Here is a 24,522-nt window from a genome sequence, read left to right on the forward strand (position 1 = left end):
ATATGCGGAGGTGAAACAAATGGCAGTAAAAATCAGATTAAGAAGAATGGGACAGAAAAAGGCTCCTTTCTATAGAATCATCGTAGCTGATTCCCGTTCTCCAAGAGACGGTAAATTCATCGAAGAAATCGGAACATATGATCCGACACGCGATCCGAGCGAATTCAAAGTAGATGAAGAAGCAGCAAAGAAATGGTTAAACAATGGAGCACAGCCGACAGAGGTTGTAAGCAAGATTTTTAAAGCAGCAGGAATTGAAAAATAGTCAAGGCCTCGGAGGTGCTCGAAATGAAAGAGTTAGTCGAAGTAATTACAAAGGCTCTCGTTGATGAGCCAGAAAATGTTGTGGTTACAGAAAGAGCAGAAGGCAGGACAACCGTCATCGAAGTCCATGTATCCGACAGTGATATGGGAAAGGTGATCGGAAAGCAGGGACGTATTGCGAAAGCAATCCGTTCCGTTGTGAAAGCAGCCGCTGCAAAAGAAGATAAAAAAGTGGTTGTGGACATTACACAGTAAAGTGTCTGCATAAAAGATAAATTTAAGAACAGGCTGTCATGGATCCATGCACAGAGCTGTTCTTAATTTTGTCTGGGAAGGAGAAAAATGGAACAGTTTCTCAGAGTAGGCGTGATCTCATCGACACACGGAGTTCGCGGGGAGGTAAAAGTATTCCCTACGACCGACGATGCCCGCCGTTTTGAAGAACTCGAAGAAGTCATACTGGATACAGGAAAAGAACAGATTCCGCTCAGGATCGAACATGTGAAATATTTCAAACAGTTTGCAATCCTCAAGTTCGACGGGATCGATAATATAAACGATATAGAGAAATATAAGGGGCAGCCGCTCTTTGTCAAAAGAGAACACGCGGCCAAACTGCAGGAAGACGAGTACTATATTGCCGATATGATAGGTATGGACGTAGTTACAGAGGACGGAACATACTTCGGGCAGCTGAAAGATGTGATGGAGACAGGTGCCAATGACGTCTACATCGTAGACAGCGAAAAGCATGGAGAGGTTCTGATCCCGGCTATCAAAGAGTGCATCCTTGATGTAGACGTAGCAGAAAACAGGATTAAGATCCATCTGATGAATGGGCTTGTATAAGAAGAGACAGGAGAGAAAAGATGAATTTTCACATTTTAACTCTGTTTCCGGACATGGTGGAACAGGGACTGAACACAAGCATCATCGGGAGAGCAAAAGACCGTGGGTTGCTTTCTATCGAGGCGGTAAACATCCGAGATTATGCGTTCAACAAGCATCAAAGCGTGGACGATTATCCGTACGGGGGCGGAGCAGGGATGTTGATGCAGGCGGAGCCTATTTATCAATGTTACAAGGCTGTCTGTGAAAAGGCGGGAATTTCACTGGATGACCCGCAGGCAAAGCGGCCCAGAGTTGTGTACCTTTCCCCGCAGGGAGAGACATTTTCCCAGAAGATGGCGGAAGAGCTTGCAGGCGAAGAAGAACTGGTTCTGCTCTGCGGTCACTATGAAGGCGTGGACGAGAGGGTGCTTGAAGAGATTGTGACAGACTATGTCTCCATCGGAGATTACGTCCTCACGGGAGGAGAACTTCCGGCCATGGTCATGGTGGATGCGATCTCACGCCTCGTCCCAGGTGTGCTGCACAATGATGTGTCTGCTGAATTTGAAAGTTTTCAGGATAATCTGCTGGAGTATCCGCAGTATTCCAGACCTGAGACATGGCACGGAAAACAGGTGCCGCCGATCCTTCTTTCCGGCCATCACGCAAACATTGAAAAGTGGCGGAGAGAGCAGTCTATCATCCGCACTGCGCAGAAGAGGCCGGATCTTCTGAAAGAGGCGGTCCTTACAGAAAAAGAGCGGAAATTTCTGGACGAATATATTAAAAACAACTTGCAATCTTAAATAGAGTATGATACACTTGGTACTGTTGTGGGAAGAAACGAGATGGTCCTCTGATACAGTATGAGTATTAAGAACGTCAAATAAATCTAAGGAGGTCACACAATGAACGAAATTATCAGAAAGATTGAAGCTGAACAGCTCAAAGAAAACGCACCGGTATTTAACGTAGGAGATACGGTAAAAGTTTACGGAAAAATTAAAGAAGGAAACCGTGAAAGAATTCAGGTGTTTGAAGGAACTGTATTAAAGAAACAGGGCGGAAGCACAAGAGAAACTTTCACAGTAAGAAAGTTTTCTAACGGCGTTGGCGTAGAAAAAACATGGCCGCTGCATTCTCCAAACGTGGAAAAGGTAGAAGTAGTAAGAAGAGGTAAAGCAAGAAGAGCAAAACTCAACTACTTAAGAAGCCGCGTTGGTAAGAAGGCAAAAGTAAAAGAATTAGTTAAATAGGACATGGGAAGGGGCAAAATACTGAATATAGTATATTGCCCTTTTTGTTTCTTTTGCAGGTATGTGGATGCGTGCAAAGGATTTTTGGCACATGGAAGGTATTGCAGATGATGAAGAGATTACAGTTTGGAAAAGAAAAAAAGCATATTAATTACGATTTGATCAAGGCAACAGCGTACTGGGGATTTCGGATCATTCTTGTATGCCTGCTGGCGCTGGTTTTCGTTGTCTATTTCGGACAGCAGGTCAATAATATCGGCGATTCTATGCGTCCGGTTATCAAAAATGGGGATATTGTCCTGGTAAACCGGATGATCTACGATGCAAGTAAACCGAAACGCGGCGATATCATCGTGTTCAAGCCAAACGGGAATGAGAATTCTCATTCATATATCAAACGGATCATCGGGCTTCCTGGAGAGACCGTTCAGATCCGGGATGGAGAAATTTACATAGACGGCGAAAAGCTGGAGGAAGAATATAAGACATCAGAGATTAAAGATGCCGGTACCGCAAAGGAAGAGATGACGCTGGACGGAGATGAATATTTCGTCCTGGGTGATAATCGTCTGAACAGTGAAGACAGCCGGGTAGCGGATATCGGCAATGTCAAGCGAGAGGATATTCTTGGGGAAGCATGGTTCATCCTTTCGCCTGGAGACAATTTTGGGTTTATTTAATGGAGGAGAAGTCTATGCATTTTCAATGGTACCCTGGTCACATGACCAAAGCAAAACGAATGATGCAGGAAAATATAAAGCTCATTGACCTTATCATTGAGCTTGTGGATGCGCGGGTCCCGGTAAGCAGCCGGAATCCGGATATAGATGAGCTTGGAAAAGGAAAGGCGCGCCTGATTCTTCTGAACAAATCGGATCTGGCCGTGGAAGCGTGCAACGATGCGTGGGAAGCGTACTTTCGACAGAAAGGATTTTCTGTCTTAAAGGTCAATTCCAGGCAGGGAGGCGGTATCAAGTCGATTCAGGGCGTGATCCGGGAAGCTTGTAAAGAGAAAATCGAGAGAGACAGAAAAAGAGGAATACTGAACCGACCGGTAAGAGCCATGGTGGTTGGGATCCCTAATGTAGGGAAATCTACCTTTATCAATGCGCTTGCTGGGAAAGCCTGCGCAAAAACAGGGAATAAGCCTGGCGTGACAAAAGGAAAACAATGGATCCGTCTCAATAAAAACGTAGAACTTTTGGACACTCCGGGAATTCTCTGGCCAAAGTTTGAGGATCAAACAGTGGGGAAAAAGCTTGCATTCATCGGATCTATTAAAGATGAAATCCTCAATATGGAAGAACTTGCTGCAGAGATGATCGCATTTATGGAAAAGCATTATCCAGGTACGATCTTTGAAAAGTACAAAGCTGAGGAGATGGAAGATCCGTACAAGACGCTGGCCAATATTGCACAGATGCGCCATGCTGTCACAAAAGGGGGAGAACTGGATTATGAAAAGGCAGCGGCGTTGTTTATCGACGATTTCCGAAACGGAAAACTCGGACGACTGACGCTGGAGTTTCCGGAAGAAATGAAATAAGGGGAGAGATGCAAGATGAAGAAAGAAGAGAAGGAGCGAAAGAAGAGTATCGGCAGGGAAATTCTTGACTGGATTGTGTTTATTGCAGTGGTCCTGATTCTTTCCTGGTTTGTCGTCACATTTGTGGGTGTGCGCACGGTAGTGGAAGGACAGTCTATGGAGCCCACGCTTCAGGACGGAAACAACCTTATTGTGGACAAGTTATCCTACCGCTTCCGCGACCCAAAGCGGTTTGAGATCATCGTTTTTCCATATCAGTATGAAGAAAACACTTACTATATCAAACGGATCATTGGACTTCCCGGAGAGATGGTCCAGGTTAAGGACGGGGCTGTATATATTGATGGGAAGAAACTGGATGAACGTTACGGCGCGGAGCCCATGGAGAGCGCCGGTATTGCGGAAGAACCTATCAAGCTAGGCGACGACGAATATTTTGTCCTTGGCGATAACCGGAACCACAGCTCTGACAGCCGAGATCCGAGTGTAGGGATACTGAAGAGGGAAGATCTGCTTGGCAGAGCATGGGTCCGGATTTATCCTTTTGATGAAATGGGGTTTGTAGTACATGAGTAAAAGCATAAAAGAGATCAAAGAGGAATTTGAACAGACACCTTGGGATAAATGGCATATACTCTTCGGACAATATGAAAATGACGAACGCGCCGGTGTCAAAAAGGTTCTGGAAACATATCGGAGAAAAGAAGAAAAAGAAGAAAGAGAGCGATCCCGGGTGGAAAAGATGTGTGTTTATGAAAAGAAACACCAGTCTTTTACTCATATTTGCGGCATCGATGAAGTAGGAAGAGGACCGCTTGCGGGGCCGGTGGTGGCAGCGGCAGTAATTTTGCCGAAAGATGCCAGGATTCTCTATATCAATGACTCCAAGAAGCTTTCTGAAAAGAAGAGGGATGAATTGTATGATATCATTATGGATACGGCTACAGCAGTTGGAATTGGTATGAGAAGTCCTCAGCGCATCGATGAGATCAATATTCTCAATGCCACTTACGAAGCGATGCAGGATGCGGTGGCAAATCTCAAAGTACATCCGGATCTTTTGCTCAATGATGCCGTGACGATCCCCGAGATAGACATTCCTCAGGTCCCTATTATAAAAGGAGATGAAAAAAGTATTTCCATCGCAGCGGCCAGTATCATCGCAAAAGTCACACGTGACAGGCTTATGAAAGAATATGACTCGTTGCTCCCGCAATATGGATTTGCCTCTAATAAAGGGTACGGTTCACGGGAGCATATTGAAGCGTTGAAGCAATACGGGCCGACTCCTATCCATCGCCGTAGTTTTATCGGACATTTTATCCGGTAGGAAGGAAACAAAATCATGGAAAGCAGAAGGAGAACCGGCGCCAGATATGAGGAGTTGGCAGCCGAATATCTGGAAGAAAAAGGTTACGTGATCCTGGAACGAAATTTCCGCTGCAGGAGCGGGGAGATTGATCTGATCGCAAGGATACAGGACCAAATCGTGTTTGTGGAAGTGAAATACCGCTCCGGGAATGGAAAGGGAAGTCCGGAGGAGGCGGTAGACCGAAGAAAACAGCGGACTATTTCCCGCTGCGCGCTGTTTTATCTGACACGGCATCCGGATGTGGAACAGCAGGTCCGGTTTGATGTGATCGCCATCTCGGATATGGAGATCCGACACTATGAGCATGCTTTTGAATACATAGATTAAGGGACACAATATGCATTGTGATACGGGAAGAGGAGGCGTGTATGACAGATACGTGGAACTATAAAGATGAAAGCAAAGTCTGGGAACTTCATATTGGTAAAAATGGGGTTCCGTATCTTTCAAACTCGATGTTGGAAGAGACTGGTATCGTCCGCCATGGATTTTCCACACGATTAGGTGGAGTAAGCGAAGGGATTTTCAGTACGATGAATCTGAGCTTTTCGAGAGGAGACGATAAAAATGCTGTCATGGAAAATTTCCGGAGAATTGGAGAAGCGATCGATGTCTGTCCGGAGGATATGGTTTTCTCCAGGCAGACACATACGGTCAATATCCGAGAGATAACGGAAGCAGATCGCGGGAAAGGGATCATGTGCCCTGTGGACTACGATGATGTGGATGGATTGATCACGAATGTCCCGGGGATCTGTCTCGTTACTTTTTATGCGGACTGTGTTCCACTCTTTTTTGTGGATCCAGTAAACAGAGCCATCGGCCTTACCCACTCCGGATGGAGAGGAACGGTAGGGAAGATCGGAAAACGTACTGTGGAAAGAATGACAGAAGCTTACCAAAGCAGACCAGAAGATGTACTGGCCTGCATCGGCCCATCTATCTGTCAGGACTGCTATGAAGTGAGCAAAGATGTCATCGAGGAATTCCAGAAGCAATTCGACCACTCCCTTTGGGAACAACTCTTTTATGAAAAACCAAACGGGAAATATCAGCTTGACCTCTGGAAAGCAAACGAGGAAGTTTTTTTGGAGGTGGGAATTTTGCCGGAACATATAAAAGTGACAAATCTCTGTACAAACTGCAATCCGGATATGCTCTTTTCACACAGAGCTTCACACGGGAAGAGAGGAAATCTGGCAGCTTTCCTGGAGCTGAAAAAGTCATCTTCAGAGAAAAAGTAAGGAGGAATAGTATGTATACATTGCTGACAGAAACTATGGCGGAAGATATTCAAAAAGAAGTTACCGAGCAGACTGGCATGGCAGTGCAATTTCTGGATGAAAACCTTCCGAAGATGGTCGACTTTGCTTTTCAGGTTGTTCTTGCCCTTGTTGTCTTTTTTGTCGGACGGGTTGTCATCAACTGGGTAAGGAAGCTTGTGCGTGCTTCCATCGAGCGTTCGAATGCAGACAAAGGAGTGGAACAGTTTGTAGATTCCTGTTTAAAGGCAGGACTTTACGTGCTTCTTATCTTGTCCATCATTGCGAAGTTTGGAGTGGATACATCATCCATCGCAGCTCTTCTTGCTTCCGGAGGTGTTGCCATCGGCTTGGCTTTGCAGGGAGCGCTTTCCAATTTTGCAGGGGGCGTGCTAATTCTTTTGCTCCGGCCATTCGTTGTAGGGGATTACATCATCGAGCATTCCAACAATCAGGAAGGGACGGTAAAAGAAATTCAAATTTTCTATACGAAACTTTCCACAGTGGACAATAAAACGATCGTGATTCCAAATGGTACTCTTGCCAATAACAGTATGACCAATGTTACAGAGAAGGATCTGAGGCGTCTGGATTTTTATGTGAGGATTGGATATGAGGCGGATCTGAAAAAGACGGAACAAATTGTCCGGGAGGTGCTTCGCAATGATCCGGGCGTCGTAAAAGATATGGAACTTGATGTCTTTGTAGATGATCTGGCTGAAAGTTACGTGAGGCTCTGTGCCCGTGCGTGGACAAAATCAGATGAGTACTGGCCGGCGCGTGCGCGGATTCTGGAAAATGCCAAGCTTTCTATGGATGAGGCAGGAATTGCGTTTGCAGGGCAGAAAATGCAGATTGTCTATACGCAGGACAATGTTTGTCCGGATATACAAAAAAGAGAAGGTTAATAAAACCGGCAAGCTGTTCCGTATTGGAGGAGCTTGCCGGTCTTGTGCAAAATAGCAACAGCAGTATTTGTCTGTTAAAGAGAAAAGGTCTGGTATGAACCCCCATTCAGATCTTTCCATGTAAAGACACCGTCTTCCAGCGTCATATAACTATGACAGCTTCCTTCTTTTGGGATGGAAACAGATCCTGGATTCAGATAAGTGAATGTTTCGGTCTGTGTGCATGCTGGAATATGTGTGTGTCCGTGAAGGAGAACACTTCCTTTTGTCAGTTTTGGGCGTTCATCCAGATTAAAATGATGACCGTGTGTGGCAAAGATCAGATGCCCCTTCTCGCAGAGAAGGCAGTATTCAGAAAGAACTGGAAATTCCAATACCATCTGATCCACTTCTGTGTCACAATTGCCGCGTACACAGAATATCCGGTCAGCGTACGGGTTGAGCATAGCTATGACTTCTTTCGGGGCATAGTCCTTCGGGAGATCGTTTCTCGGCCCGTGATATAAAATATCTCCGAGAAGAAGCAGTCTGTCGGCTTTTTCCCTTTCAAATGCCTCCAACATTTGTCTGCAGTAATATGCGGATCCGTGTATGTCTGATGCGATAAAATATTTCATGATCTATCAACTCCTTTTCCAGACAAGTTTACCATATGAAAGGGACATTCTCAAGAAAGAAAATCAAAAGAGGAAGAAGAGGGCAGTTTGACAAAAAAAGAGGAAGAACGGTATAATAAAAAAGAACCGATATCAGAAAGGAAAGGGAAAAAACATGCGTGTAATAGCAGGGAGTGCAAGAAGAATTCAGTTGAAGACGATAGACGGGATGGATACAAGACCGACGACGGACCGGATCAAAGAGACGCTGTTCAATATGATCACGCCCTATCTTCTGGACTGCCGTTTCCTGGATTTTTTCAGCGGAAGTGGGGCAATTGGTATCGAGGCTTTAAGCCGAGGTGCAAAGAAAGCATACTTTGTGGAACAAAATCCAAGGGCAGCAGCGTGTATTCGGGAAAATTTAAAAAAAACGAAGCTGGAAGACGGAGCGGTCGTTATGCAGACAGACGTCTTAAGCGCCATAGCAAGACTGGACGGGGAAGAGCCGTTTGATTATATCTTCATGGATCCGCCTTATCGCACCGGCGCAGAATTTGACGCGCTGGAAGCATTGAAAGGAACATCTCTCTTAAATGAAGAGACCGTCATCATTATAGAAGCGGCACTTGAGACAGAGTTTGCAGATGCAGAGAAAATGGGATACCGTGTTATCAAAGAGAAAAAATATAAGACAAATAAGCATATTTTTCTCGAAAGACATTGAGTTCTTTGGTGGAACGTGATAAAATAACAGAGAAATTGACAGAACTTGTCGAAGCAAAAGGAGAGTGTAGTTATGAGCAGCCGTATTGAGCAGATTATTGATGAGATTGAGGAATATATAGACAATTGTAAGTTTCAACCATTATCTACCACAAAGATTATTGTAAACAAAGATCAGATCGATGAACTCCTGAGGGAACTCCGCATGAAGACTCCGGATGAAATCAAGCGGTATCAGAAGATCATTGAAAATAAAGATGCGATTATTGCAGACGCTCAGGCAAAAGCGGACAACTTGATCAAAGAAGCGCAGGCACACACAAACGAGATGGTAAGTGAGCATGAGATCATGCAGCAGGCTTATTCTCAGGCAAATGAAATTGTGATGGCTGCCACAGAGCAGGCGCAGCAGATTATGGACAACGCAGCAAGCGACGCCAACGATATCCGTATCGGCGCTCTTCAGTATGCAGATGATCTGATGGCGAAGGCAGAAAATATCATCGGACGCACACTTGAAGATTACACAACAAAATACGACAGCCTGGTCAATACACTTCAGGAAGCTTATGACGTGGTAAGAAACGACCGCTCAGAGCTTGAAATTCCGGGGAAATCCGAACAGGGACTTGAAGCAGAGTTCGGATCTGTTCAGTAAAATTACATACAAAAAATTGTAAAATAGCAATATGCAGCAAGACTGGCAGCCAAAGCGGCGGCCAGTTTTTCTATTATGTATGGAAAGAGTGGAAGACCGCTTTTTGCGATCATGCAGTTTGTCTGTGCAGCTGCACAGAATCCTCCAAATGCACATAGCCCCATGAGAAAAGCATAACGGCACGCAAATGGCAGAGAGCTGTCCGCTGCCATAACTACTCCGTTTGTGATCTCCAGAAGAGGGAGAAATCCATTTTTCCAAAGTGGATGCCGGATCGGAAGAAGGAAAGCAAGGGAAAGAAATACGGAAAATAAAATAATATAGCCTCCGATCTTTGTGATCGTCTCAAATCCATCCATAATGGCTTCGTCTATAATCTCAAGCCTGAAAGTTGCGTATGAGGATTCAGACTTGGAAGTTACTTCCCTTGCCTTCCACGGCTGATAGAAGAGGCGGAAAAACATACTTAAAAAAAGCGGCACCAAAAACAGGATGCAAAGGGACGGGAGAACAAGGTCTGGCCTTCCAAGCGCCTGACAGACAACAAAACCTGCTACGAACCCTGGGCTTGTATTGTTGCAGAATGATAGAAGATATGCGCCCTCGCGTTTGGTAATCTTGCCAAGTTCCACAAGATCTGCCGTCACTTTCGCGCCCATCGGATATCCGCAGAGAAATCCGGCCAGAACAGCAAAACACCCATTTCTTCCGATTCCGAGAGCAGGACCAAATATCGGATAAAGAAAACGTGAAATGTGGCGGATGACATTGGTTTGCAAAAGCAGGTTTACAATGATGAGAAACGGAAGAAGAGAAGGAAGGACAGTCTGAAACCAAAGCAGCAGTCCTTTTTTTGCACCATTGAACACAGGCTGTGGAAAAAGCAGCATAAAAATAAAAAGAAAAATAGTAATAATGACAAAAAAATAACGTTTCAGCATACGCACCATTAGTAAAAATATTCAATAAATATTATGGAACTGCTGGCAGTTTTAGAAGTGCTGTGATATAATATCTCCAGAGGTTTTAAGAACCATTTTTTAGGAAAAGGAGACAGAAACAAATGGCAGTATTGGATCATTTAGAACCAAAAAAAGTATTTCAGTATTTCGAAGAATTATCTTCTGTTCCGAGAGGAACCTTCTACAACGAAAAGATCAGCAATTGGTGTGTAGAATTCGCGCAGGCGAGAAATCTGGAATGTATTCAGGACGGAATGGGAAATATCATCATCAAAAAACCTGGTACTCCGGGATATGAGAATTCTGATCCAGTCATTATCCAGGGACATATGGATATGGTATGCGAAAAGACAGAGGATTCAGATCACGATTTTGAGAATGATCCCCTGGAGCTTTACATAGAAGATGGATTTATTAAAGCAAAGAACACGACACTGGGCGGAGACGACGGTATCGCCATGGCATACGCGCTGGCTCTTCTGGACAGCGATGATATTCCGCATCCGCCGCTGGAAGCCATCTTTACTGTGGATGAGGAAGTCGGTATGGGCGGAGCCAATTACATCGACATGTCCTGCATCAAGGGAAATATCCTCTTTAACATTGATTCCGATGTAGAGGGAACAATTCTCGCAGGCTGTGCAGGTGGTATCCTTGAGACGCTCGATATGCCAGTAGAGAGGGAAATCAAAAGCGGATATCTTGTAGATATCAAAGTGCGTGGACTGAGAGGCGGACACTCTGGCTCACAGATCCACGAACAGAGAGGAAATGCAAATAAGCTCATTGCACGTATTTTAAACAGTCTGAATCAGGATTCTGAGATTTATCTCGTGACAGCAGAAGGCGGATCCAAAGACAATGTCATCGCTTCCTCAGCACAGGCGCAGATCATTACTCCTGACGGAGAAAAAGCGGCTGCTCTTGTAAAAGAGATGGAGGCAATTTTCCGCTCCGAATTTTCTTCAGACGAACCGGATCTGGAAGTGACTTGCACAGTAAAAGAAGGATTTGCCGCAGTATGTACAAAAGAATCCACAGACAGGATCATATTCGGACTCTTCTGCTCGCCATATGGAGTGCAGGGACTGAGCAGAGATCTTCCTGGTCTTGTAGAGACTTCTCTCAATCTTGGAATTGTGCGCACAAGCGCTGAAAAAGTATCCATGGTATTCTATGTAAGAAGCAGTTCCAATTCAAAAATGACAGAGATGAAATATATTTTCCGTGCGTGGGCGAAAGCGCTGCATGCGGAACAGTCTGAAGATGGAGAATATCCGGCATGGATGTATCAGAAAGACTCCAAGATCCGTCCTCTTATGGTTGAGACATATAAAGAGTTGACTGGCGAAGATCCGATCGTCACGACAGTACACGCAGGTTTGGAATGTGGTCTTCTCTCCGGAAAGAAACCAACACTGGACTGCGTTTCCTTTGGACCATTCAACTATGATATCCATTCTGTAAACGAACGTCTGGATATCGCATCTACCCAGCGGACATGGGAATTGTTAAAAGCTGTGCTGGCAAAATTGAAATAATACAGATACATATCAAAAGGGAACTTCCAGATGAGGAGTTCCCTTTTTCCATGTACAGTATTTGGCTGCCGGTTCTACAAAAATGAGTTCACGTATATGAATATAGGGAAAAGAAGGAAGGGAAGATTTCCTATCAGAAAAGAGAAAAGAATCATTCTGTTTGTCCTCCTCCTTATTTTGGATGCGGCTGCAATACCAAAGCTAAAAAGTGATGCAGCCTACTTTTCCATGGGCAAACATACGATGGAAAGGAAAGAATTTCGTGCTCATGAGCTGACAGACGACTTTGTCCGCTATCTGAGGCGATCAGAGGAGCCTGGAAGAGATGTCGGGATATTTCTTGCGGAGGATCTTCTCCAAGGCAGACAGATGCGGCCGCCTTTTAAGGCAAAAGACTTTCAGAAGGCGGAAAGAGAATGGAAGAAAAATCCGTGCTACTCAGATTATAAAGCTGCCTGTGAAAGTATCTGGAATGATGTAAAATATTTTCCTGTCATGATTTCTGAAAATGATCCGGATCTTGCGGTAAATTATGGGGATTCTTGGATGAGCGAACGGACTTACGGCGGAACGAGGGGGCATGAAGGGACTGATCTCATGGCTTCAAAAAACGAAAGAGGGCTTTATCCCATCGTAAGCATGACAGATGGTGTCGTCACGAGTCGCGGGTGGCTGCCGAAAGGAGGCTGGCGGATAGGCATTACATCTCCACATGGGGGATATTTTTACTATGCACATCTGGATTCGTATGCTGACGCCAGGGAAGGGGATACCGTGAAGGCCGGGGATATCATCGGATACATGGGAGACAGCGGATATGGGGAAGAAGGGACAACAGGAAAGTTTCCGGTTCATCTTCATCTTGGGATTTATCTTTTGGAAGGGAACAGAGAGATTAGTATCAATCCATACTGGATTCTGAGATACATAGAAAATTCGAAATTAAAATGTGTCTATTCCTAGAGAAATCAGCGAAGATATGATATACTGATTCTGTATGCGAAAGGAGAAGTTATGAATTTACCAAAAGCATTTGAAGAGAAGATGCGGGCTCTTTTGGGCGAGGAATTCGACGCATATGCAGCCTGCTATGATGAACCAAGATATTATGGACTCCGCGTTAACACATCTAAGATCAGCGTGGAGGAATTTCAGAAAATTTGTCCGTTTTCCATTACCCCGATCCCGTGGATCAAGAATGGATTTTACTATGATGGGGAAAAAGAATCCCCGGCAAAGCATCCGTATTATTTTGCGGGGCTATATTATCTGCAGGAACCAAGCGCCATGACGCCTGCCGACCGGCTTCCGGTGGAACCGGGGGACAGAGTTCTTGATGTATGTGCAGCCCCTGGAGGGAAGGCGACAGAACTGGGTGCGAAACTGCAGGGAAGCGGGGTTTTGGTGGCAAATGACATCAGCAATTCCAGGGCAAAAGGCCTTCTGAAGAATCTGGAACTTTTCGGTATCGGAAATATGCTTGTACTGAGTGAGGAACCGGGAAAACTGACCGGGTATTTTCGGGAATATTTTGATAAGATCCTTATTGATGCTCCGTGTTCCGGAGAAGGGATGTTCCGAAAGGATCCAAAGATGATGAAAGCATGGGAGGAGCACGGACCGGAATTTTTTTCCAGACTTCAGAGAAGTATCGTGACCCAGGCAGCGGAGATGCTTCGACCTGGAGGGATGCTCCTTTATTCTACCTGTACTTTCGATGCACTGGAAAACGAAGGGACGATCGCGTATCTCATGGAAAAATATCCGGAGTTTGAAATCTGTGAGATCCGGCCATATGAGGGATTCACACACGGGCGTCCGGACTGTGCCCCAGGAGGACAGGCAGATTTTCGGAAAACGGTTCGGATCTTTCCGCACCATATGAAGGGCGAAGGCCATTATCTGGCGCTTTTAAAAAAAGGGGAAGCCAAAGAAACGGAAGGTGCCGATAATGGGCTCCATTCCGAACCAAGCAAGGCTAAAAAGCCTCTCCCGGATGATCTGGAGATGTTTCTGAAAGGAATCAAAAGAACGTTTGATCCTGGAAGATTTGATATCCGCGGGGAGAGAGTGTATTATATGCCGCAAGATTTGCCTGCACTTTCAAAAGTTCGCTTCCTTCGGAGCGGACTTCTGCTAGGCGAGCTTAAAAAAGGAAGATTTGAACCAAGCCAGGCTCTTGCAATGAATCTGAAAAAAGAAGAGTACTCCCAGACGATCGATCTACCTCTCTCAGATGACCGGGTCATCAAATATCTGAAAGGAGAGACGCTTCTCGTGGATGATCTTGTTGGGTCAAAAGAAAAAGGATGGTATCTTGTCTGTGTCGACGGCTATCCTCTGGGATTTGGAAAACTTGCGGGAGGAACGATGAAAAATAAATATCTTCCAGGATGGAGATGGCAGTCATAATGATGCGATTAGATAAATTTCTTGTGGAAATGGGAGCAGGGAGCCGTTCCGAAGTAAAAAAGCAGATCAGTAAAGGATTGGTTTTGGTCAATGGCATTGTTGTCCGTAAACCTGAGATGAAGATCCAGGAACAGGAGGATGTGGTTATGTTCTCGGGGAAAGAATACCGATACGAAGCATTCGTCTACTATATGCTGCACAAACCGGCAGGAGTCATTTCTGCCACGGAAGACCGGAAAGATAAAACGGTTCTGGATCTGATTCCGGACAAAAAAAGACCGGATATTTTTCCAGTCGGAAGACTCGATAAGGATACGGAAGGACTTTTGCTCCTGACAAACGATGGGCAGCTTGCCCACCGGCTGCTTTCCCCAAAAAAGCATGTGGACAAGACCTATGAAGCCCGGATTTCAGGGATCGTCACAGAGGAGGACATCAGAGAGTTTCGGACCGGACTTGATATTGGAGATGAGAAACCGACGCTGCCAGCCAATCTGGAAATCCTGTATACTGATCCGACAAAAACAGAATCGTATGTCTCCATAGTAATTCGAGAGGGAAGATTTCACCAGATCAAGCGAATGTTTGAGGCGGTTGGGAAAGAGGTTCTGTACTTAAAGCGTATACGAATGGGAAGTCTTGTCCTGGATACCAAACTTTTAAAGGGAGAAAGCCGTGAGCTTACACCAGAAGAAGTGAAGATGCTGATAAACGAAACAGGAGGAGAACATGCCAAAGAAAATGCTTGACAATGTGAAAGCCATGATCTTCGACATGGATGGGACATTGATGGATTCCATGTGGATCTGGCCTGATATCGATGATTACTATGTAAAGAAATATGATCTTGTTCTGCCGGATGATTTTCACACAGCTATAGAAGGCAAGGCATACAGGGAGACAGCACAGTATTTTATAGATGTGCTCCACATGTCCATGGACGAGGAAGCTATCATGAAAGAATGGACACAGCTTGCATATGAAAGGTATAAAAACGATGTATTTTTAAAACCAGGGGCTGAGGAATTGCTGAAGTATGGAAAAGAAAAAGGAATCGTCTTTGGCATCGCCACAAGCAACGGGAGAAGTCTCGTGGATATGGTTCTGAAGGAGCGCAATATTCAGCAGTATTTCCAGTCTGTAAGGACTTCCTGTGAAGTCGGGAAAGGGAAACCGAGCCCGGATGTTTACCTGAAAGTATCGGAGGACATTGGAGTTTCTCCGGAAAATTGTCTTGTTTTTGAGGATGTCCCTATGGGAATCCTGGCCGGTAAGCGGGCGGGAATGCGAGTCTGTGCCATATATGATAAGTTTTCTGAAAAACAGGATCAGCAAAAGAAAGAACTTGCCGACTATTACATCCGGGATTTTCGGGATGTCATGGCAGGAATAGATGGAGAGCAAAAGAATGGAGAATAGATTTTTACCTGTCAGCAGAGAAGAAATGAGACAGAGAGGATGGGATCAGGTGGATTTTGTCTATGTGAGCGGAGATGCTTATGTGGATCATCCCTCTTTTGGACATGCGATCATCACAAGGGTTCTGGAATCAAGAGGATTTCGCGTAGGGATCATCCCTCAGCCGGACTGGAAAGACAAGGACAGCATTGCAGTGTTCGGAGAACCGCGGCTGGGATTTCTTGTCTCCGCGGGCAATATGGATTCCATGGTAAACCATTACAGTGTGTCGAAAAAGAGGCGGAAGACGGATGCATACACGCCTGGAGGCATCATGGGCAAACGTCCGGATTACGCCTGCATTGTCTATGGAAATCTGATCCGCCAGACATACAAAAATACACCGATCATTTTGGGAGGCATTGAGGCAAGTCTTAGGAGACTTGCTCATTACGACTATTGGTCAGACAAACTGAAGCGATCCATCCTACTTGACTCAGGGGCGGATTTGATCTCCTATGGGATGGGAGAACGGTCCATCGTGGAGATAGCGGAGGCCCTGGATGCCGGACTTGATGTGGCGGACATTACTTATATCGATGGAACGGTATGTAAAATCCGGGATAAAAATATCGCCTACGACGCGTTGGAATTGCCGTCCTTTGAAGAAATGAAGCGGGAAAAGCGCAAATATGCAGAAAGCTTTTACACGCAGTACTGTAACACAGATCCGTTTTCAGGACAGAGACTCCTTGAGCCGTATGAAAACGGAATCTATATTCTTCAAAATCCTGCTGCAAAGCCGCTTACCACACAGGAGATGGATGACGTCTACGCGCTTCCTTATATGCGTACTTACCATCCGATGTACGAGAAAGACGGAGGGATTCCGGCTATCTCAGAAGTAAAATTCAGCCTTATCAGCAACCGGGGATGTTTTGGTGGGTGCAGCTTCTGCGCACTTACTTTCCACCAGGGACGGATCATTCAGGTGCGAAGCCATGAATCTTTGCTGGAGGAGGCAAAAGCTTTGACCGAAGAGCCGGATTTCAAGGGTTATATCCACGACGTGGGGGGACCGACAGCCAACTTCCGTTTCCCAGCCTGTGAAAAACAGCTGACTTATGGAGCATGTAGGGAAAAGCAGTGCCTGTTCCCAAAACCTTGCAGGAATCTGAGGGCAGACCATAAAGATTACCTGAAACTTCTTCGGAAACTCAGAGAACTTCCAAAAGTAAAAAAAGTATTTATCCGATCCGGTATCCGATTCGATTATGTGATGGCGGACAAGGATGATACATTTATTCGGGAACTCTGCAAATACCATGTGAGCGGCCAGCTAAAAGTTGCCCCGGAGCATATCGCTGATCCGGTCCTTCAGATGATGGGCAAACCAGAAAACGCGGTCTATCGGGAATTTGCAGCCAAATATAAAAAGATCAACGAGCAGTTGGGCATGAAACAGTACCTTGTCCCGTATTTGATGTCCTCCCACCCTGGTTCTACCATGAAGGAGGCTATTGCGCTGGCGGAATATTTGAGAGATCTTGGCTATATGCCGGAGCAGGTTCAGGATTTTTATCCGACGCCGTCCACAATATCCACTTGCATGTATTATACGGGGGTGGATCCACGGACGATGAAGCCGGTTTATGTGCCGAAGTCTCCGCATGAAAAGGCGATGCAGCGCGCACTCATCCAGTATCGAAATCCAAAGAATTATGAACTTGTCATGGAAGCTCTGAAAAAAGAAGGGCGTGAAGATCTGATCGGATTTGGCAAACATTGTCTCATCCGGCCAAGACAGACAGGGGAAGACCGTTACTATGCGGAAAAGAGAAGGAAAGCCCAGGAAGAGAAAAACCGAAAACCGAGAAAGAAAAAGACCATTCGAAATACGCATAAAGCCAAAAAGAGACACTAAAGGGGGGAGCAGGCATGAAGATTGCAGTGATAACAGGAGCCTCTTCCGGGATCGGAAGAGAATTTGTAAATCAGTTGCCGTCGTTTTACAAAGCGCTGGACGAGCTTTGGATCATCGCCAGGCGCGAAAAAAGGCTGGAAGAAATCCGGGAAGAATGCATGGAAAAATCAGGAGTTTACGTCCGGATTTTCGCGGGGGATCTTGAAAAAGATCTTGTCTATAAGCAGGTCAAGAACAGACTGGAAAATCAGAATCCGGACGTACGTATGCTCGTCAACGCCGCCGGATTTGGAAAGATCGGGGAAGCCGAAGAGATTGCGCGGAAAGATACGGCCTTGCAGCTTCGAATGATCGACGTCAACTGCAGAGCTCTGACAAAGATGACGTTTACAATACTTCCCTATATGGGAAAAGGAGGCAGGATCATCAACATTTCCAGTGGAGCCTCCTTCTGTCCTCAGCCTGGATTTTGCGTATATGCAGCCACAAAATCCTATGTGACAAGCTTTTCAAGAGGACTGAATGAAGAGTTAAAAAAGAAAGGAATTTCGGTAACCGCTGTGTGCCCGGGGCCTGTGGATACAGAATTTTTTGAGGTATCCGGCACAAACAACAGCAAGGCAAAACAGGCAGCCATGGCTGCAGTCTCTCCTGTCGTAAAACAGGCGCTTCTGGATGCACGTGCCAAAAAACCGGTGTCAGTATACGGAAATCTCATGCAGGGGGCCAGGATTGCAGGAAAACTGCTTCCAAGCGACATGATTTTTTATGCAATGGAAAAATGGATGAAGTAATAAGGGGATAACAGTATATGAAAGCGAAAAAAGGAGACGCCGGGTATATCCGTACCCAAAAGAGGAGGAGGACATTCTACACGACCTTTCTGTTTGCAGTAAGTATCGCCGTCTTTCTGACCGGATATTTTACGACACACACAAGGAATAATGTACTGACGATCGTGGCGGTGCTGGGCTGTCTGCCGGCTGCAAAGGCAGCGGTAGGGTTGATTATTTTGCTTCCATACCACACAATAGACGAAAAAAAGCAGATTCTTCTCCGTGAGAAAGCGCCGCTTATCACGGTGGCGTATGATCTCGTCATCACAAGCAGAGAAAAGATCATGCCCATCGATGTCATTGCCATCTCCGGACATCTTGTGTGCGGATATGTGAGCAGAACAAAGGTTGATCTTGCCTACACAGAAAAATATATCAAAACAACATTGAAAGAAAATCATTACGACAAAATGACGGTCAAGCTGTTTACCGATTACAATGCATTCCTCGGGAGAGCGGAAGGGATGAACAATATCGAGGCAGTGGAAAAGCCGGAGAATCACCGAATAGAAGAGAGTATCAAAGACATTTTACTGAACATAGCGATATAGGGAGGCGGTATGCAGAAAATCACGATTTCAAAAAACGAGGCCGGACAGAGGGCAGATAAGTTTCTTTCCAAATATTTTTCCGAAGCGCCGAAAAGTTTTCTCTATAAGATGATGCGCAAGAAAAATATTACCCGAAACAAGAAAAAAATGACTGGGCAAGAAAAACTTTCTGAGGGGGACGAGATCTTTCTCTTTTTGTCCGATGAGACGATTGAAAAGTTCCGAGGCAGAAAAGAGGCCGAACGCATCGCAAAAGAGACGGGAAATATTTCCGGTAAGCTTGATATTCTCTATGAAGACGAAGATGTTGTCTTTGTAAACAAGCCATGCGGAATGCTGTCACAAAAGGCACATCCTTCGGATGTATCTCTTGTGGAACATCTGATCCGGTATCTCATGGACAAAAAAGTTGTAACAGAAGAGTCTCTCCTAAGTTTTCGCCCTTCGGTCTGCAATCGGCTGGACCGCAACACGAGCGGCATCGTGCTTGCCGGGAAGAGTCTGCAGGGTCTTCAGGAACTGAGCCGTCTTCTGAAAGAGCGGACAATGAAAAAATATTACCGGACTATCGTTGTCGGAAAGATCAGCCAACCTAAGTACTTAAAAGGTTTTTTAAAAAAGGATGAAAAAACAAATCTTGTCACTGTCACATCCATGCAGACAGAAGGAAGCGTTCCTATCGAGACAGAATATGTTCCGGTTCAGATTTCAGAGTCGTATACTCTTTTGGAAGTCCATCTGATTACCGGTAGGACACACCAGATCCGGGCACATCTTGCATCTGTCGGACATCCCATCGTCGGAGACACAAAATACGGGGACAGAAAGATAAATTCTCAATTCCGGAAAGACTTCGGACTTTCCGGGCAGCTGCTTCATGCATACCGGGTGGAATTCTCAAATGAGGGCATCCGGCTTTCCAACTTGTCTGGAAAGACAGTGAAGGCAAAACCGCCGCGCCTGTTTGAGCAGATTGAAAAAGCACTGTTTTAAGGAGGCAGCTAAGATGGCAACATGGAATTCGCGGGGGCTTCGAGGCTCTGCGCTGGAAGACTATATCAATCATACGAACGAGCAGTACCTTCACAAAGGGCTAGCACTGATACAGAAGATTCCGACTCCGATCACACCGGTCCGTATCGACAAAGAGCACAGACATATCACACTTGCATACTTTGATCAGCGAAGTACGGTAGACTATATCGGTGTTGTCCAAGGAATCCCTGTCTGTTTTGATGCGAAAGAGTGCAGGGCAGCAACCTTCCCGCTCCAGAATGTGCATTCCCACCAGATTGAATTTATGAAACAATTTGAAAGGCAAGGTGGGATTGCATTCCTTTTAATCTACTATACCGAACGGAATATTCTTTACTACATGCGCTACGAAGAAATACAGAATTTCTGGGACCGAATGCAGCACGGCGGAAGAAAAAGCATCCGTTTTGAAGAATTATCTCCGGAATTTTTCCTGGAGCTGAAATGCGGCTGTATCGTCCCGTATCTGGATACGATCCAGAAAGACCTTGACAAAAGGCCATAATCTTTTTATAATTGTCGTTAGACTTTGATTTAATATGCTAGCACGCTAAAGTGCTGAAAATCAAATAGCAGAAAGAGTGAGGCACAGATGAAACAGAAAATATTACATACACCGGAAGGTGTTCGAGATATTTACAGAACGGAATGCCGAAAAAAATTGGCGCTGCAGGACAAACTACATCAGGTCCTGCATCTGTATGGATATCAGGACATCCAGACACCGACATTTGAATTTTTCGATGTATTCAGAAAAGAAATCGGCACGATTCCGGTAAAAGAATTATACAAATTTTTTGATCGGGAGGGAAATATCCTGGCTCTGAGACCAGATATCACACCTTCTGTGGCGCGGGCAGCCGCGACACTGTTTGAGATTGAAGAAATGCCGCTTCGGCTTTGCTATATAGGGAACACGTTTATCAATCACTCCAGTTATCAGGGACGACTTCGGGAGAACACACAGCTGGGAGCTGAGTTTATCGGGCTGGATTCCGAAGACGTAGATGCGGAAATGCTCGCGATGGTCGTAGATTGTCTGCGTCAGTCTGGACTTGAGAATTTTCAGATCAGTGTAGGGAACGTCGCGTTTCTCCACAGCTTGTTCCGGGAGGCATCTCTTTCCCAAGAATGCGAGGAGAGATTGCGGGAGCTGATCCAGAACCGAAACTATTACGCCGCTTCCGAACTTCTGGATGAGGCAGGGGTAAAGGAGGAGACAAAGGAGCTTTTTCGAGTACTTCCGGAACTTGTCGGCGGGGTCGATATTTTAAACAAGGCGGATGAAATCGCTCCGAATGAGATGGCAAAAAGAGCGGTTAAACGGTTGAAAAAGACGTTCGAGATATTGAAAGCTTACACCGTGCAGAAATATATTACCTTTGATTTCAGTATGTGCGGAGCGTACGGTTACTATACCGGTGTGATTTTCCGGGCGTATACGTTTGGAACAGGGGACGCTATTGTAAAAGGAGGAAGGTACAACCACCTTTTAGAAAAGTTTGGAAAGAAATCTCCGTCCATTGGGTTTGCCGTCATTATTGATGAGCTGATGAATGCATTGGCAAGACAGCATGTGGAAATTTCTTGCGGGGAGGATACGACTGTCATCGTGTATGACGATGCAATGCGTCGAAAGGCCATCAGCCTTGCAAAAGAATGCCGGTCAAAGAAAAACAACACGGAACTTTTGCGGAAGCGTCCGAAAGATTCTCTGGATGTCTATATCCAGTATGGAAAGAAAAACGGCGCTTCCAGCCTTCTCTATCTGCAGGAATCAGAGCCCATCGAAATGATCAATCTGCGGACAGGGGAAACGAAGAGATTCGGAGAAAGTGAAAAGGCAGAAAAGGAGAAGGCACAATGAGGTATTTGACGTTTGCCCTATGCAAAGGGCGGCTAGCTATGAAGACACTGGCATTGCTTGAACAGCTCGGTATTACCTGCGAAGAAATGTATGACAAGGATTCCAGAAAACTGATTTTTGTCAATGAAGAACTCAAACTACGATTCTTTCTCGCCAAAGGGCCGGATGTCCCGACGTACGTAGAATATGGAGCTGCTGATATCGGGGTGGCCGGAAAAGATATTATTTTGGAGGAAGACAGGAAAGTCCACGAAGTGCTTGATCTGAAATTTGGCCAGTGCAGAATGTGTGTATGCGGACCTAAGAGCGCACAGGAGCTTCTGAAGCACCACGAAGTGATACGTGTGGCAACGAAATATCCGCATATTGCAAAGGATTTCTTTTACAACCACAGACATCAGACGGTGGAGATCATCAAGCTGAACGGCTCTATCGAACTTGCACCGATTGTTGGCCTGGCTGAAGTGATTGTGGATATCGTGGAGACGGGGACAACGCTTCGGGAAAATGGACTGGATGTACTGGAAGAAGTATGTCCCCTTTCGGCAAGGATGATCGTCAATCCGGTAAGTATGCGGATGGAAAATGAAAGAATACGTAAGCTGATCACGGAGCTGAAAAAACTTGTATAAAGATTTATGCTGGAAAGGCAGGGAAAACCAATGAGAATTCAGAAACTGAACGATGTATCCAGAAGAAATCTTCTGGAAGATCTCTTAAAGAGAAGCCCAAATCAATATCGGGAATATGAGGGCAAGGTAGAAGAGATCCTTGAACGGGTAAGAATAGAAAAAGATAAAGCTCTTTTTGCATATACAGAGCAGTTTGATCACGCGCATCTGACTGCAAAAACTGTAAAAGTGACAGACGAAGAGATCGAGGAAGCGTATGAAAAGGTAGACCCAAATCTTGTTGATGTCATCCGGAAAGCCATTGCAAACATTCGGAGTTACCATGAAAAGCAAAAGAGAAACAGCTGGTTTGATAGTAATCCGGACGGAACGATCCTTGGGCAGAAGATTACCCCGCTTCATCGGGTCGGTGTCTATGTACCAGGAGGAAAGGCGGTCTATCCTTCCTCTGTTCTAATGAACGTAATTCCAGCCAGCATCGCCGGAGTGGATGAAATCGTGATGGTCACTCCCCCGGACAGAGAAGGAAAAGTAAATCCCAACACACTTGTGGCAGCCAGGGAAGCCGGTGTGGACGTCATTTACAAAGTGGGCGGAGCACAGGCTATTGCAGCGCTGGCTTACGGAACCGAGAGTATCCCAAAGACAGATAAGATTGTAGGGCCTGGCAATATCTATGTTGCTCTGGCAAAAAAGGCTGTCTATGGACATGTCAGCATCGATTCCGTTGCAGGTCCTTCCGAAATCCTTGTGATCGCTGACGAGTCAGCCAATCCAAGGTATGTGGCGGCGGATCTTCTGTCTCAGGCTGAACACGACGAGCTGGCTTCCGCTATCCTCGTTACAACGAGCATGGAGCTTGCCGAAAAGGTATCCGTGGAAATAGAGCAATTTTTGAAGACGCTTTCCAGAGCAGATATCATCCGCAAATCACTGGATCAATACGGATATATTCTAGTCTCCGATACAATGGATGAAGCTGTAGACACGGCCAATGAGATCGCCTCAGAACATCTGGAAATCCTTACAAAAAACCCGTTTGATATCATGACAAAAATCCGCAATGCCGGAGCTATCTTTCTTGGAGAATATGCAAGCGAGCCCCTCGGAGATTACTTTGCCGGCCCCAACCACATTCTTCCGACGAATGGGACGGCGAAATTTTTCTCTCCGCTTTCCGTAGATGATTTCATCAAGAAATCCAGCATTATTTCTTATTCGCGGGAGGCACTTGAGAAAGTCCACAAAGACATCGAGTATTTTGCCGAGGCGGAACAGCTTACCGCCCATGCAAATTCTATCAGAGTGCGTTTTGAGGAGAAGCGGTAGAGGAGGGAATGCCAATGAAGGAAAGAACAGCTGAAAAAAGGCGTAAGACCAAAGAAACAGAGATTTATGTGAAGATCGATCTCGATGGGACGGGTGTATCCGATATTTCTACCGGAATTGGTTTTTTCGACCATATGCTGGAGGGATTTGCAAAACATGGGCTGTTTGATCTGACAGTCCGAGTAAACGGAGATCTCTATGTGGACAGTCACCACACGATTGAAGATACTGGTATTGTGCTTGGACAGGCGTTTCTAGAAGCTCTCGGCGAAAAGAAAGGTATCCGGAGGTTCGGATATTTTCTTCTTCCGATGGACGAGACCCTGGCCATGTGCGCGGCTGACCTTTCTGGACGGCCATTTTTGAAATATCAGGCCTGCTTTACGGTGGACAAGATCGGAGACATGGATACAGAGATGATCCGGGAATTTTTCTACGCATTTTCCTACAGCGCCATGATGAACCTGCATCTGAAAATTGTGGATGAAGGAAACAACCATCATATGGCAGAAGCACTGTTCAAAAGTTTTGGAAAGACTCTTATGATGGCTGTCTCTTCAGAACCTCGGATGACGGACGTCTGGTCAACAAAAGGCAGTTTATAGATGAAAGGATT

General features: G+C 45.6%; 30 protein-coding genes. 28 read left to right on the plus strand and 2 right to left on the minus strand.

The window, feature by feature from the left end; genetic code table 11:
- Positions 1 to 19 precede the first annotated feature (19 nt).
- From rpsP to FLB61_RS07980, 12 genes are all read left to right on the plus strand, one after another.
- Complete coding sequence (gene rpsP, locus FLB61_RS07925) at positions 20 to 265, plus strand: 30S ribosomal protein S16 (RefSeq protein WP_087202582.1); 246 nt, start codon at positions 20 to 22, stop codon at positions 263 to 265.
- Between the two features lie 23 nt (positions 266 to 288).
- Entirely contained in the window at positions 289 to 519 is a 231-nt protein-coding gene (locus FLB61_RS07930) for a KH domain-containing protein (RefSeq protein WP_087202585.1), read from the plus strand.
- An 87-nt stretch (positions 520 to 606) separates the two neighbouring features.
- Positions 607 to 1,113, plus strand: coding sequence for a ribosome maturation factor RimM (gene rimM / locus FLB61_RS07935; RefSeq protein ID WP_087202587.1), 507 nt, complete (start codon positions 607 to 609; stop codon positions 1,111 to 1,113).
- 20 nt (positions 1,114 to 1,133) lie between these two features.
- The gene (trmD, locus tag FLB61_RS07940; protein WP_087202589.1) at positions 1,134 to 1,901 is read left to right on the plus strand and encodes a tRNA (guanosine(37)-N1)-methyltransferase TrmD; all 768 of its coding nucleotides are present in this window, start codon (positions 1,134 to 1,136) and stop codon (positions 1,899 to 1,901) included.
- 102 nt (positions 1,902 to 2,003) lie between these two features.
- Positions 2,004 to 2,351 carry a 50S ribosomal protein L19 gene (gene rplS, locus FLB61_RS07945; protein ID WP_087202591.1) on the plus strand — a complete coding sequence of 116 codons (348 nt, stop codon included), beginning with the start codon at positions 2,004 to 2,006 and terminating at the stop codon, positions 2,349 to 2,351.
- A gap of 110 nt (positions 2,352 to 2,461) precedes the next feature.
- On the plus strand, positions 2,462 to 3,031 hold the full coding sequence (gene lepB / locus FLB61_RS07950) for a signal peptidase I (RefSeq protein ID WP_087202682.1): 570 nt from the start codon (positions 2,462 to 2,464) through the stop codon (positions 3,029 to 3,031).
- A 14-nt stretch (positions 3,032 to 3,045) separates the two neighbouring features.
- Complete coding sequence (gene ylqF / locus FLB61_RS07955; protein WP_087202593.1) at positions 3,046 to 3,897, plus strand: ribosome biogenesis GTPase YlqF; 852 nt, start codon at positions 3,046 to 3,048, stop codon at positions 3,895 to 3,897.
- Between the two features lie 15 nt (positions 3,898 to 3,912).
- The gene (gene lepB, locus FLB61_RS07960; protein ID WP_087202595.1) at positions 3,913 to 4,473 is read left to right on the plus strand and encodes a signal peptidase I; all 561 of its coding nucleotides are present in this window, start codon (positions 3,913 to 3,915) and stop codon (positions 4,471 to 4,473) included.
- Positions 4,466 to 5,227: a ribonuclease HII gene (locus tag FLB61_RS07965; RefSeq protein WP_221919828.1), complete on the plus strand. Its 762-nt coding sequence runs from the start codon at positions 4,466 to 4,468 to the stop codon at positions 5,225 to 5,227. The genes lepB (FLB61_RS07960) and FLB61_RS07965 overlap by 8 nt, the downstream gene beginning before the upstream one ends.
- 15 nt (positions 5,228 to 5,242) lie before the next feature.
- Positions 5,243 to 5,596, plus strand: a complete 354-nt coding sequence (locus tag FLB61_RS07970; RefSeq protein ID WP_221919829.1) for a YraN family protein — start codon at positions 5,243 to 5,245, stop codon at positions 5,594 to 5,596.
- Between the two features lie 41 nt (positions 5,597 to 5,637).
- Positions 5,638 to 6,513: a peptidoglycan editing factor PgeF gene (gene pgeF / locus FLB61_RS07975; RefSeq protein WP_221919830.1), complete on the plus strand. Its 876-nt coding sequence runs from the start codon at positions 5,638 to 5,640 to the stop codon at positions 6,511 to 6,513.
- 11 nt (positions 6,514 to 6,524) lie between these two features.
- Positions 6,525 to 7,439, plus strand: coding sequence for a mechanosensitive ion channel family protein (locus tag FLB61_RS07980; protein ID WP_087202603.1), 915 nt, complete (start codon positions 6,525 to 6,527; stop codon positions 7,437 to 7,439).
- A gap of 74 nt (positions 7,440 to 7,513) precedes the next feature.
- On the opposite strand, the gene yfcE is transcribed toward FLB61_RS07980, so the two are convergent.
- Complete coding sequence (gene yfcE / locus FLB61_RS07985; protein ID WP_087202605.1) at positions 7,514 to 8,056, minus strand: phosphodiesterase; 543 nt, start codon at positions 8,054 to 8,056, stop codon at positions 7,514 to 7,516.
- A 154-nt stretch (positions 8,057 to 8,210) separates the two neighbouring features.
- Here yfcE and rsmD point away from each other — a divergent pair, with 154 nt between their 5' ends.
- Together rsmD and FLB61_RS07995 are read left to right on the plus strand one after the other, a co-directional pair.
- Complete coding sequence (rsmD, locus tag FLB61_RS07990; RefSeq protein WP_087202607.1) at positions 8,211 to 8,762, plus strand: 16S rRNA (guanine(966)-N(2))-methyltransferase RsmD; 552 nt, start codon at positions 8,211 to 8,213, stop codon at positions 8,760 to 8,762.
- 72 nt (positions 8,763 to 8,834) lie between these two features.
- On the plus strand, positions 8,835 to 9,419 hold the full coding sequence (locus tag FLB61_RS07995) for an ATPase (RefSeq protein WP_087202609.1): 585 nt from the start codon (positions 8,835 to 8,837) through the stop codon (positions 9,417 to 9,419).
- A 2-nt stretch (positions 9,420 to 9,421) separates the two neighbouring features.
- On the opposite strand, the gene FLB61_RS08000 is transcribed toward FLB61_RS07995, so the two are convergent.
- Entirely contained in the window at positions 9,422 to 10,360 is a 939-nt protein-coding gene (locus FLB61_RS08000; protein WP_246599167.1) for a nucleoside recognition domain-containing protein, read from the minus strand.
- Positions 10,361 to 10,482: 122 nt separating this feature from the next.
- Here FLB61_RS08000 and FLB61_RS08005 point away from each other — a divergent pair, with 122 nt between their 5' ends.
- From FLB61_RS08005 to hisB, 14 genes are all read left to right on the plus strand, one after another.
- The gene (locus FLB61_RS08005; protein WP_221919831.1) at positions 10,483 to 11,922 is read left to right on the plus strand and encodes an aminoacyl-histidine dipeptidase; all 1,440 of its coding nucleotides are present in this window, start codon (positions 10,483 to 10,485) and stop codon (positions 11,920 to 11,922) included.
- Between the two features lie 96 nt (positions 11,923 to 12,018).
- Positions 12,019 to 12,885 carry a M23 family metallopeptidase gene (locus FLB61_RS08010; RefSeq protein ID WP_246599168.1) on the plus strand — a complete coding sequence of 289 codons (867 nt, stop codon included), beginning with the start codon at positions 12,019 to 12,021 and terminating at the stop codon, positions 12,883 to 12,885.
- Between the two features lie 51 nt (positions 12,886 to 12,936).
- The gene (locus FLB61_RS08015) at positions 12,937 to 14,334 is read left to right on the plus strand and encodes an RsmF rRNA methyltransferase first C-terminal domain-containing protein (protein ID WP_087202613.1); all 1,398 of its coding nucleotides are present in this window, start codon (positions 12,937 to 12,939) and stop codon (positions 14,332 to 14,334) included.
- Positions 14,334 to 15,083 carry a pseudouridine synthase gene (locus FLB61_RS08020; protein WP_246599169.1) on the plus strand — a complete coding sequence of 250 codons (750 nt, stop codon included), beginning with the start codon at positions 14,334 to 14,336 and terminating at the stop codon, positions 15,081 to 15,083. Before FLB61_RS08015 ends, FLB61_RS08020 begins: the two co-directional genes overlap by 1 nt.
- Positions 15,076 to 15,753: an HAD family hydrolase gene (locus FLB61_RS08025; RefSeq protein WP_221919868.1), complete on the plus strand. Its 678-nt coding sequence runs from the start codon at positions 15,076 to 15,078 to the stop codon at positions 15,751 to 15,753. The genes FLB61_RS08020 and FLB61_RS08025 overlap by 8 nt, the downstream gene beginning before the upstream one ends.
- Positions 15,743 to 17,656: a YgiQ family radical SAM protein gene (locus FLB61_RS08030; protein WP_087202615.1), complete on the plus strand. Its 1,914-nt coding sequence runs from the start codon at positions 15,743 to 15,745 to the stop codon at positions 17,654 to 17,656. The genes FLB61_RS08025 and FLB61_RS08030 overlap by 11 nt, the downstream gene beginning before the upstream one ends.
- A gap of 14 nt (positions 17,657 to 17,670) precedes the next feature.
- A complete protein-coding gene (locus FLB61_RS08035) occupies positions 17,671 to 18,450 on the plus strand; it encodes an SDR family NAD(P)-dependent oxidoreductase (protein ID WP_221919833.1) in 780 nt (259 codons plus the stop codon).
- A gap of 17 nt (positions 18,451 to 18,467) precedes the next feature.
- Positions 18,468 to 19,043 (plus strand): hypothetical protein, encoded by a 576-nt coding sequence (locus FLB61_RS08040; protein WP_087202619.1) that lies wholly within the window; start codon positions 18,468 to 18,470, stop codon positions 19,041 to 19,043.
- A 9-nt stretch (positions 19,044 to 19,052) separates the two neighbouring features.
- Positions 19,053 to 20,036: an RluA family pseudouridine synthase gene (locus FLB61_RS08045; protein ID WP_221919834.1), complete on the plus strand. Its 984-nt coding sequence runs from the start codon at positions 19,053 to 19,055 to the stop codon at positions 20,034 to 20,036.
- 13 nt (positions 20,037 to 20,049) lie between these two features.
- The gene (locus FLB61_RS08050; protein ID WP_221919835.1) at positions 20,050 to 20,583 is read left to right on the plus strand and encodes a Holliday junction resolvase RecU; all 534 of its coding nucleotides are present in this window, start codon (positions 20,050 to 20,052) and stop codon (positions 20,581 to 20,583) included.
- A gap of 87 nt (positions 20,584 to 20,670) precedes the next feature.
- On the plus strand, positions 20,671 to 21,945 hold the full coding sequence (gene hisZ, locus FLB61_RS08055; RefSeq protein ID WP_087210749.1) for an ATP phosphoribosyltransferase regulatory subunit: 1,275 nt from the start codon (positions 20,671 to 20,673) through the stop codon (positions 21,943 to 21,945).
- The gene (gene hisG / locus FLB61_RS08060; protein WP_087202627.1) at positions 21,942 to 22,577 is read left to right on the plus strand and encodes an ATP phosphoribosyltransferase; all 636 of its coding nucleotides are present in this window, start codon (positions 21,942 to 21,944) and stop codon (positions 22,575 to 22,577) included. The genes hisZ and hisG overlap by 4 nt, the downstream gene beginning before the upstream one ends.
- 30 nt (positions 22,578 to 22,607) lie before the next feature.
- Entirely contained in the window at positions 22,608 to 23,906 is a 1,299-nt protein-coding gene (gene hisD, locus FLB61_RS08065) for a histidinol dehydrogenase (RefSeq protein ID WP_087202629.1), read from the plus strand.
- Positions 23,907 to 23,920: 14 nt separating this feature from the next.
- Entirely contained in the window at positions 23,921 to 24,511 is a 591-nt protein-coding gene (gene hisB / locus FLB61_RS08070; RefSeq protein WP_330620590.1) for an imidazoleglycerol-phosphate dehydratase HisB, read from the plus strand.
- Positions 24,512 to 24,522: the final 11 nt, after the last annotated feature.

The organism is Sellimonas caecigallum (assembly GCF_019754295.1).
Classification (GTDB): domain Bacteria; phylum Bacillota; class Clostridia; order Lachnospirales; family Lachnospiraceae; genus Sellimonas; species Sellimonas caecigallum.